Origin of the sequence: Mesorhizobium sp. M7A.F.Ca.US.006.01.1.1, from assembly GCF_003997935.1 — a bacterium.
Taxonomy (GTDB): Bacteria; Pseudomonadota; Alphaproteobacteria; order Rhizobiales; family Rhizobiaceae; genus Mesorhizobium.
Map to the genome: position 1 here is coordinate 1 of NZ_RZQL01000237.1, position 10735 is coordinate 10735.

The 10735-nt window shown below is 57.1% G+C and carries 11 protein-coding genes; all 11 read left to right on the top strand.

Annotated features, from left to right (window positions below):
• Window positions 1-240: isochorismatase family protein (locus tag EN943_RS29715; protein WP_127415703.1), on the top strand; the 240-nt coding region annotated here is incomplete at its 5' end.
• Window positions 241-349: 109 nt separating this feature from the next.
• Entirely contained in the window at window positions 350-1027 is a 678-nt protein-coding gene (locus EN943_RS29720; RefSeq protein WP_245476019.1) for a GntR family transcriptional regulator, read from the top strand.
• 72 nt (window positions 1028-1099) lie between these two features.
• Window positions 1100-2605 (top strand): amidohydrolase family protein, encoded by a 1506-nt coding sequence (locus EN943_RS29725; protein WP_164778449.1) that lies wholly within the window; start codon window positions 1100-1102, stop codon window positions 2603-2605.
• Window positions 2606-2622: 17 nt separating this feature from the next.
• Complete coding sequence (locus tag EN943_RS29730; RefSeq protein ID WP_127415705.1) at window positions 2623-3504, top strand: polysaccharide deacetylase family protein; 882 nt, start codon at window positions 2623-2625, stop codon at window positions 3502-3504.
• A 2-nt stretch (window positions 3505-3506) separates the two neighbouring features.
• Window positions 3507-4814, top strand: coding sequence for a hydantoinase/carbamoylase family amidase (locus tag EN943_RS29735; RefSeq protein WP_127415706.1), 1308 nt, complete (start codon window positions 3507-3509; stop codon window positions 4812-4814).
• Complete coding sequence (locus tag EN943_RS29740) at window positions 4804-5964, top strand: DSD1 family PLP-dependent enzyme (protein ID WP_127415707.1); 1161 nt, start codon at window positions 4804-4806, stop codon at window positions 5962-5964. The genes EN943_RS29735 and EN943_RS29740 overlap by 11 nt, the downstream gene beginning before the upstream one ends.
• Before the next feature lie 68 nt (window positions 5965-6032).
• Window positions 6033-7286: an ABC transporter substrate-binding protein gene (locus EN943_RS29745; protein ID WP_127415708.1), complete on the top strand. Its 1254-nt coding sequence runs from the start codon at window positions 6033-6035 to the stop codon at window positions 7284-7286.
• 12 nt (window positions 7287-7298) lie between these two features.
• Window positions 7299-8165: a branched-chain amino acid ABC transporter permease gene (locus EN943_RS29750; RefSeq protein WP_127415709.1), complete on the top strand. Its 867-nt coding sequence runs from the start codon at window positions 7299-7301 to the stop codon at window positions 8163-8165.
• Complete coding sequence (locus tag EN943_RS29755; protein WP_245476020.1) at window positions 8162-9250, top strand: branched-chain amino acid ABC transporter permease; 1089 nt, start codon at window positions 8162-8164, stop codon at window positions 9248-9250. The genes EN943_RS29750 and EN943_RS29755 overlap by 4 nt, the downstream gene beginning before the upstream one ends.
• Window positions 9247-10014 carry an ATP-binding cassette domain-containing protein gene (locus EN943_RS29760; protein ID WP_245476021.1) on the top strand — a complete coding sequence of 256 codons (768 nt, stop codon included), beginning with the start codon at window positions 9247-9249 and terminating at the stop codon, window positions 10012-10014. The genes EN943_RS29755 and EN943_RS29760 overlap by 4 nt, the downstream gene beginning before the upstream one ends.
• On the top strand, window positions 10011-10735 hold a 725-nt coding region (locus EN943_RS29765; RefSeq protein ID WP_245476022.1), incomplete at its 3' end, for an ABC transporter ATP-binding protein. The genes EN943_RS29760 and EN943_RS29765, both read left to right, overlap by 4 nt.

Below are 10735 nucleotides of genomic sequence, written 5' to 3' on the forward strand. Positions count from 1 at the left end.
ATCGTGACGGGCATCACCACGAATGTCTGCTGCGAGACGACAGCGCGTGAAGCCAATATGCGCGACTTTCAGGTCTTCTTCATCAGCGACGGCACGGCGACGTTCGATCTCCCCGACGTGACTGCTGAGGAAATCCAAAAGGCGGTCTGTGCAACTCTCGCCATGGCTTTCGCACAGATCGAGACCACGGATTCGATGATAGAGAAGCTCAACAAGAGCGAATCCGCCATCGCTGCATAGGCCTCCCAAGCCGATGACAGTGGGAAAGGCCGCGCATGGACTTGCGGCCTTTCCCACACAAGATATTTTGACGATCTTGCGACAGGCGAGTCAGAAAAGGTTGTAATTCTTGCAGAAACCATTGATCGCTCCGCGCAACTCCCTGCACGACGAAGTCGTCCCAATTCTTCGCGACATGATTTTGGACGGCAAGCTGAAGCCCGGCGACAAAATCTCCGAACGCGAATTGTGCGAGCAGATCGGTGTATCACGCACGCCCTTGCGAGAGGCCCTTAAGGTCCTTGCCTTTGAAGGCCTCATTCAGCTTCACACAAATCGTGGCGCCACTGTCGCGACCTTGTCAGCCAAGGAGATCGACAATCTTTTTCCAATTATCGGCGCGCTGGAAGCCTTGGGCGCCGAACTGGCCTGCGCGCGAATCACCGATTCGCAAGCTGCCGCGATTCGCAAACTGCATGACAAGATGATCGAGAGGGCCCAGAAAAAAGATTGGCTTTCGTTCTCGAAAGTCAATCGTTCGATCCACTACGCTTTGCTGGAAGCGTCGCAGAATCCCGAGTTAGTGAACTTTTATCAGCAACTCGAAGTCAGAATTCACAGCATTCGCTACCAGAATGAAGAAAGTGGCGCAGAGCTCGAACGATCAATCGTCGACCACGAGAACATCATTCAGGCTCTCGAAGACCGGGACGGCCCACGCTTAGCTGCGTTGATGCGCGAGCATTTGGGGCACAAGGCGGATGCGGTGCGAAAGATCCTCGGAATCTCCGACCAAGAATCCTCTTAGATCCTTCCAAACTGCAAATCAGGTGTTTACAGCCGGCGCAATTTGAATGCAAAATGCGAAATGCGAAAATTGATGCCTGAAGCAATGATCCTCCATCCAAGCCACCTATTGCCCAGCTCATCGGCAGCTAGCCTGATGTCGGGCGTCGGCGTTGTGGTGGCCGAGGGCCGTGTCGTTGAGATCGGAGAATTGCCGTCGCTTCGGACGCGATGGCAGCACGCCGAGGTGCTGGACCTGACCGGCTGCATTCTGATGCCTGGCCTGATCAACGCGCACCAGCATGGCCGCGGTTTGAGCCAAATTCAAATTGGCCACCATGACCTCCCGCTGGAGACATGGGTGGCCCAGCGGCGCGCGCGGGGGATTCTCGATGCTTACCCACTGGCAAAGTTGACGGCTCTCAACATGCTCGCAAACGGGGTCACGACCGCAGTCCAAGCCAACTTTGCATTTGGCTCGGGCGACTACGAACAGGAGTTTCGCGATCAGTGCCGGGGTTATGATGAGGCCGGCATCCGAGTCACGATGTGTCTCGGCGCGATGGATCGGGGCGGATCGGTATATCCTCCTCATGAAGCATGCTTCATGGCGGGTCTGCCGCTTGAAACAAGAGCCATGCTCGCGAACGCATCGACTGGCGCCTATGCCGGTAACGGACAGGCGACTGTCGCGCTAATGGGCCGCCTGCTCGGCGAATTCGAAAACCATCCGCGGATTCGGCTGTGCTACGGCCCCGCTGGTCCACAATGGGTGACTGACGAACTCTTTGGAACGTTGGCTAAGGACGCCGCCGACAAGGGCTTGGGCATGCATATGCACGCGCTTGAATCGCCGATCCAGCGCAAAGCAATGGGCGAACTCTATCCAGAAGGTGTCTTCAAAAGACTTGAGTCTCTGGGCGCCATGAATGAGCGCACGGTTGTCGCGCACTGTGTATGGGCAAATGAAGAGGATGCGGACGTCCTGGCCCGCACCGGGGCCACCGTGGTTCGAAATCCCGGATGCAATTTACGGCTCAGCAACGGCATTGCCCCCATAGCGCGTTATATGGCGCAGGGCGTTCGTGTCGCCATCGGGACGGACAACCACACCCTATCAGATGACGAAGATCTTCTGTCTGAATTGCGGCTAGCCAGCTACCTGGCGCGTGATCCCGAATGGAAAGGCTCTCCAGCCCCGCAAGTCGACGATCTGCTGGCGATGGCGACCGTAAACGGAGCCGTTGCTGCGCAATTTCCCGGCGAGATCGGCGAGATAAGAAAAGGCATGCGGGCAGATCTAGTAGCGTTCTCGCTCGACACCACGCGCGAGCCCTATCTGGACAACGACATGCCGCTGCTCGAGGCGTTTCTTGCGCGCGCCCGGGGCGGCGATACGCGTCTTACCATGGTTGAGGGCCGTATTTTGTTTCGCGACGGCAAGTTTACCAGCGCAAGCTTCAACGCGATTGTCGATGAGGCAGCCGAGGCCGCCAGGAAAGCCCGTCGGCCCAAGGATTCAGCCAACATCAAAATGGCGGCCGATCTTCGGACGCGCATTCACGACCATTATCGCCACTACGCGAGCCAGAGCCAATAGCGGAACAGGATGTATCCATGCCGTCGAATCCCCGCGCGCCATATCTGCTTACGACCGATCATAAACAGTTGTCGCCTCCACGCGGCAAACCGCTCATCGTTCATGTCGTTGTCAACATCGAATATTGGGCGTACGAACAGCTGACCCCACGCACCATTGTCATTCCACCGCATGGCCGATCGCATGTTCCGGATCTGCCGAATTTCTGCTGGTCAGAATACGGCAATCGCGCCGGAATGCCGCGTCTGCTTGATCTGTTCACGTCCCGCAACATTCCGGTAAGCGCGAGCATCAATGCCAGTGTTCTTGAAGTCTACCCAAGTCTCGCGTCAGCGGTGAGGGATGCGGGGTGGGAGTTTATTGGCCACGGCATGCATCAGCGCGCCTTGGGCGGCGAGACCGATGAAGCTTCGCTAATTAAGGCCTCCATTGAAGCTCTCCAGGCCTTCACCGGAAAACGGCCGGTCGGCTGGATGAGCCCAGGCTGGTCCGAAAGCTTTGATACTCTCGATCACCTTCGCGAAAACGGCATCGAATATGTCTGTCAATGGGTGATCGACGACATCCCGACGCTGCTGAATACCAAGCATGGGCCGATGGTCTCGCTACCTTATGGGCTGGACATTAACGACAGCGTCATTTTCGCCATTGAGAAGCACTCATCGGCCGAGATGCGCATGCGCATCGAGGAAACAATCAAGACCTTCGAGCGGGAGATCGCGGAACAGAAGCAACCACGCGTTCTAACGATTCCCCTTCATCCGCATCTATCCGGCGTCGCGCACCGCATTAACCATCTGACTGCGGTCATCGATCAATTGCTGGCCCGCGACGACACCGTGTTCATGAACGGCAGCCAGATCCTGGACTGGTACCGCAAGGCTGGCGGAGCGCTCTGAGAATGTCTTCCTCCCCCTCAATCTCGCAAGCCCTCGAGACCGGCATAACCTTTGCGGAGCCGTTGTTCGAGCTGATTGGAAGACGGTCTTTCGACGGCGTTGGGTTCACACGCGCGGCCTACGGCAAAGGCGAGCAGATGGCGCATGAAGTTGTCGCAAAAGCGGCAGCTGAACTTGGCCTTGAGGTCACCCATGACGCGGCCTTGAACATGACGATGGTACTGAAGGGCCAGAACAGCGCCCTTCCCCCGCTGGTCATCGGCTCCCATCTCGACGCGGTGCCACAGGGCGGAAACTTCGATGGTCTGGCGGGTGTACTCGCCGGCCTCGCATGCGTCGCGACTCTCATAAAAAGCGGGCGCATACCTTCTCGGGATATCCACGTTATGGCTATCCGATCGGAGGAAAGCGCCTGGTTCGGAGCCCAGCATGTCGGGAGCCGCGCCATGCTCGGAACTTTGCCCGCTGAAATTTTGAGCGAAGCCCGCCGGGTAGACACCTACCGCACGCTCGCCGAACATATGGAAGAGGCAGGCGTCGACATCTCCAAAATTGCGTTCGGCACGCCGCTCCGCGATCCGCAAACGATCGCGGGCTATGTCGAAGTGCACATCGAGCAGGGGCCAGTCTTGGTCAGACGCAAGCATCCGCTCGGAGTCGCTGTGGGGATACGCGGCAATCGCCGCTGCCGCAGAGCGATTTGCCACGGCGCATATGGACATTCGGGCACATTGCCGCGCGCATTGCGCAATGATGCCGTCTTTGCGGTCGCCGAGTTGGTCTGTGCGATGGACCGCCTCTGGCGCGACATAGAAGAAGATGAAGGCGGGGACCTTGTCGTCACGTTCGGCAAGTTCGTCACCGACTACCAAAGGCACTCGGTAACGACGGTTCCCGGGCAGGTCGAATTTTCATTCGACGCAAGAAGTCTTTCAGCCGAGACCTTGGATCGGGTCGAGCGAACGCTGATGGATACGGCTAATCGTATTTCAAAAGAGCGTGGTGTGCGTTTCGAGTTTTCTACTCTCACCGGCGATGTGCCGGTCGACATGAATGATAGTTTTTGCCGGCAATTGATCAAAGGCGCCCACGAACTCTGCATCCCGGCGGAAAGCATCATGAGCGGCGCTGGGCACGATGCGGGCGACTTTGCCGAAAGCGGTGTTCCGTCAGCGCTGATCTTCGTCCGCAACGATAAGGGCAGCCATAACCCGGAAGAGGCGATGGAGATAGCTGACTGGGCTGAAAGCGTACGACTTTTGGTTTGGTTCGTGAGCCACTTCGAGGAGATTGCCAGCCATGCTGAATAAGGCAAAAGAGCAATCGGAGGCATCCGTACTGCCAAGAGGAGAGGCTGGATCACGGTATGCTTTTGGCACCCCTATCCTCGTCCTCGACCTCGACATTCTGGAGCGCAATATCGGCGTTATGGCGGAAACAATGAAACGGTTTGGGCGCGCGCTCAGGCCTCATGCCAAATCACACAAGTGCTCCAAGATCGCGATGATGCAATTGCAAGCGGGGGCGATTGGCATTTGCTGTGCTACGCTGGACGAAGCCCAAATCATGCAACGCGCCGGCGTGACCAGTTTGCTGATCACCTCTCCCGTGACAACGGATTTCCAGATTGCCCGCCTGATCGATCTAACTCGGCGGGCTGCCGACACAATGATCGTCGTCGATGCTTCGGAAAATATCGAGGCAATCGCCAACGCCGCACGCGCGGCCGGTGTTTCCGTCAATATCCTGATCGATATCGAGCTGGGGTTCGGACGCACTGGCGTCGCTGGCCCAGCGGAGGCGCTGATGCTTGCTCGGCTGGCTCGACGACTGGACGGTGTGCTGTTCTGCGGAGTGCAAGCTTATGGCGGCCAACTTCAACATACCGCGGACTACGAGGAGCGGGCGCGGGTCACCGCAGAAGCCGGACTTTTCATCTCTTCGATACTCAATCACTTGTCACAGAACGGCTTTGAAACGCCGATCGTCTCGGGTGGCGGGACAGGAACGCACGCCTTTGACGGCAGTTCCGGCCCGTTTACCGAAATTCAGGCTGGTTCATACCCGCTTATGGATGCCGACTACGAGCGGATTGAATATCGGCCCGGCCAGCAGTGGCCATTTGACGTCTCGCTGTTCGTGCAAACGTCGGTGATCAGCCGCAATGTCCTTGGTACCGTGACCGTTGACGCTGGCACTAAAGCCTTGGCGCTCAATGGCGCTCGGCCCCGCCTGACCACGCCCTCGTTGGCTAGTTCCGCCTATGAATTTAGTGGCGATGAGCACGGGCGCATCAAGCTGGCAAAGGGCGTTGAGCAACCGCGTCTCGGCGCACGACTGGAACTCGTGACGTCACACTGCGACCCGACCGTCGCGCAATACGGTTTCTACCACTGCGTGAGGGGTGACGTCCTGGTCGACATCTGGCCGATCGACGCGCGGGGACGGACGACAGAATAACAATAACAAAATGAACGCGCAGTGTGCTGCGTGAGTGATTGGACATGCAAAACAGAGGAGAGTTTATCATGAATGAACTGATCAGTCGAAAAATACACCGCCGCTCAGCTTTAAAGTTGGCGTTGGCTGGCGCCGCAACGCTTGCAATGCCAGCGTTTGTCCGCAACGCTTTCGCGCAAGACGGCCCCATCAAGCTTGGCTGTCTCATGGACGAAACCGGTCCTTTAAGTTTGGAAGGCAAGCCAATGGTGCAAACCACCCAATTGGCGGTTGAAGACCTCAATGCCGCCGGCGGACTGCTGGGGCGTCAGATCGAGTTGGTCAGCTATGACACGCAATCCGCAATGCAGCCTTACAGTCAATATGCCCAGCGCCTGGCGCTACAGGACAAAGTCGATGTCGTGCATGGCGGCCTGACCTCTGCGTCGCGCGAAGCAATCCGACCGATTTTCGGTCGTGCCCAGATCCCTTATTTCTACAACACACTTTACGAAGGCGGGGTGTGCGACCGGAATACCTTTTGCACCGGAACGACGCCGGCGCAGACCATCAGACATCTGATCGAATATGCGCTAAAGAATTGGGGCAAGAAGGTTTACATCCTCGCAGCGGACTACAATTTCGGCCAGATCACGGCCAACTGGATCCGCAAGTTCATCGAGGAAGGCGGTGGCAGCGTGGCCGCAGCCGATTTCTTCCCGCTCGATGCGACCAACTATTCGTCGACCATCAGCCGCATTCAATCGGAACAGCCCGACTTCCTGTTCTCGGTGCTGGTGGGCGGCGCGCAGACGGGCTTTTATCGTCAATGGGATGCCGCCGGCATGGCCCGCAAGATCCCTATTGCATCCAACGTTTTCGGGCTGAGCGACGAACTTAACCAGATGGATGTGTCCACAACCGACGGTATTCTGACGAGCTACGGTTGGTATCCCAATATCGACACGGCGGACAGCAACGACTTCGTCAAGAAGATGAAAGACAAGTTCGGTTCCGATCTTACAGGCATGAGCGAACTGGATGCATGCACCTATGAAGGCATCATGCTCTGGGCCGAAGGCGTAAAAAAGGCCGGGACACTCGAGCGGGGTGCACTTCTCGCCGCACTGGAAAGCGGACTCAGCATCAAGGGTCCGTCCGGTCTCGTTACGATTGACCCTAAGACCCACCACACGACCAGGCCGACCTATCTGGCTATCTCAAAGGATCGGAATTCGGAACTTCTCGGCTCGTTCGACGCACAAGCCGCCAACGATGCCGGCGATCGCTGCGACCTTATCAAGTCGCCAGACACCAACGAGCAATTCGAACCGATCTTCTAAGGAGCAAGCATCATGAATGTCGTCGGGCTGCTTGGTTACAATATTCTTACGGGCATTGCGACCATCGCCCTGGTCACATTGGGCCTTGGCATAATTTACGGGATGATGCGCGTCATCAACCTGGCCCATGGCGAGTTCATGATGCTTGGCGCCTACACGTTCATGATCGCCAACGATGCGGGCTTCAACATCTGGATTTCCATGCTCGTGCTGCCGCCGTTGACGGTAGGTGTCTTTGGAATGATCATTGAGCGCACCGTCATCCGGTTCCTCTATGGCCGAATGCTCGATACGATGCTGGCGACCTGGGGTTTGAGCCTCGGGTTGACGGGTTCCATTGCCACAATTTACGGCAATGGGGTGCGGTCCGTGCCGTCTCCAGTCGGTAGTTTTTCTATAGGTGCGTACTCGGTCAGCGGATTTGGCCTCGTCATAGTCATCATTGCCGTTTTGCTGTTCGCAGGTCTCTACATCGCGTTGCGGACCACCCGTTTTGGCTTGATCTTGCGTGCGACCATGGAACGGCCAGACACAGCCGCAGCTCTTGGCGTCAGGCCGGCGACAGTCTATCTCGCAACATTCGCCCTCGGCTCGGCCATGGCAGGTCTCGCGGGGGGCGTCCTCGCGCCGTTGTCGGGCATCTCTCCGACCATGGGTGGCGCCTATATCGTAAGCGCCTTTATCACGGTTCTCACCGCCGGCGCCGCCGTCATTACCGGCACCGGCATTGCAGCAACGCTCTTTGGCACCATTGAGGGGATCACCGCCTTCCGCGCGGGGCCGGTCGTCGCAAACCTTGTATTGCTGACTACTGCAGTGGTGCTTATCCGTATTCTGCCAACAGGCATAACTGGAACCTTCTGGAGGCGGAGCCTATGAGTTCGTCATCTGGACGGATGCTAAACTTTTCTGCGGCGGGATGTGCGGGCGCATGCGCAACCATAGCAACATTGCTTGCCATAACGCTGGTGCTGCCGGCCGTATTGAATCCATTCTCCCTTCTTCAAGCCACGCTTTTGTTTGTCGTGGCGATATATGGGCTGAGCCAAGGCTTCATATGGGGGTTCGGCGGGATTTTGTGTTTCGGCCAAGCTTCGTTTTTCGGGCTAGGCGCCTATGCTTATGCGATCTCCGCTATAAACATTGGTGAAAGTACGGTCCCGCTGATGCTGGCGATCATCGTGCCCATGCTGTTTGCGACGCTTTTAGGCTACTTCATGTTCTACGGCAGGGTCAGTGACGTTTATGTCGGTGTCATCACGCTCACCGTATCCATCATATTGTTCCAACTCGTCAACGCGACATCGGGAAACCAATACCGGATCGGCCGAGTGGCAATGGGCGGCTTCAACGGCATCCCTGCGGTGCCTCCGCTGAACGTCCCTGGATTTAAAGGTTGGCAGTTCGATACCACAGGCGTCTGGTACCTTACCATGGCCGCCCTGATTGGCTGTTATGCGTTGCTGCGCTTCATTCTTGCCGTCCGGCTGGGGCGTGTCATCGTCGCGATCCGTGAAAACGAAACGCGCGCGGAGCTCGTCGGATATGATCCCCGTTTCTACAAGTTGACGGCGTTCGTTATCGGAGCAGGTGTAGCTGGGCTAGCGGGCTGTCTATACGTCAACTGGGCGGGCTTCATCAGCCCGGCAGTTTTTGCCCTCACCATGTCTGCCCTGGCCCTCATATCGGTGCTTGCGGGCGGCCTGGGTACCCTCGCGGGTCCTATATTCGGCGCAGTACTTATCCAAGGGATCGTGAATTCCATGGGCGACCAGCGGCTTCTTGATCCCAGCCTTGCGACGGGTTTACTGCTGATCCTGTTCGTTTTGGTAGTGCCCAAGGGGCTTTTACCAACCGCAGGTCTTGTGTTGACTCGCATTTCCGAAATCCTCCAACGCCCAGAGACCCTCGATCAGCAAAGATCTCATTCCGACACGGATAGCGGACGGGGCAAAAGACCATGACCGAGACCATGGGAAGCACCGGTCTAGCCGATCCTATTGCTCCTCTCCTGCGAGCTGACAGCGTCACGAAACAGTTTGGCGGGCTGACTGCGATCAAGGACGTTAATTTCACGCTTAGGCCAAGGGAACTCCGTTGCCTCATCGGGCCAAATGGCGCCGGCAAGAGCACGTTCTTCAAGATGCTGACGGGGCAAATCGTCCCGACCTCCGGGTCGATCAAGTTGCGCGACATCGAGATTTCAGGATCACATCCGTTCGACATTGCGCGCATGGGAGTCGGCATCAAGACGCAGGTTCCAAATCTCTTCAACGGCTTGTGCGTGCGGGAAAACCTAGTCATGGCCGCAGCACGCGGCAAATCGATCCGGAGAGCCGAACAGATCGCCTCAGACACGCTAGACCGGCTTGGACTGACGGCACTTGCAGATAAGATTGTCGGCGTCCTCGCTCATGGTCAACGCCAGTGGACCGAACTGGCGATGGTACTCTCGCAAGAGCCGGACCTAGTCCTTTTGGATGAACCGGCGGCCGGCATGAGCCATGCCGAGATCGACCGCACGGCAGAACTCATTCTTGAGATCAACAAGACTCAGGCGGTGATCGTCGTCGAGCACGACATGTCCTTTATTCGCAAGATTGCCGATGTCGTCACCGTGTTCAATCGCGGGTCAGTTCTGATTGAAGGGAATGTGCACGATGTCTTGCGAGACAAGACGGTGCGCGACGTCTATCTCGGCAAAGAAACGCTGGGAGGACGAGAATGATGACCAACGCTGCATCGCCAGGGGATGTCCTCAGTGTGGGTCAGTTGCATTCAGGCTATGGCCGCATCCCAATTCTCAACGGCATATCGTTCGACATCACCAAAGGCGAATTCCTAAGTATTTTGGGTAACAACGGGATGGGTAAGACCACGCTGTTGCGCACCTTGATGGGGTACTTGCCGGCGACACAAGGATATGTCCGCCTTTTCGGTGCCGACGCCACATCCAGATCGCCGACTGCCCGGGCCCGATCGGGGGTAGGTTTCGTGCCGCAAGGCCGCGAGATCTTCACCAACCTCACAGTGGAAGAGAATTTGCGCATGGGCTGCGTCCGCGCAAAGAATCGGGACCGCGAGATGGTCGAGGAGATCCTGACGATCTTTCCGCGACTGAAAGCATATTTGTCACGCCCGGGCGGCGCGCTCTCAGGCGGCGAACAGCAGCTCCTTGCGCTGGCCAGATGCCTGTGTTCTCGACCCAAACTCATCTTGCTTGATGAACCGACCGAGGGCATTCAACCGTCGATCATCGATGAAATCATCGAAACGCTTTTGCAACTATCGAAAGATGGAACCCGCACTTTTCTGCTTGTCGAGCAAAATCTCAATTTTATTTCAGCCCTTTCCCAGCGAATCCTTATCCTGGAGAAAGGAAGAATCGCTCAAGAAGTCCCCCGCAACGTCGTAGGAAACCACGCGATGGTGCACGACTTTGTTGAGAC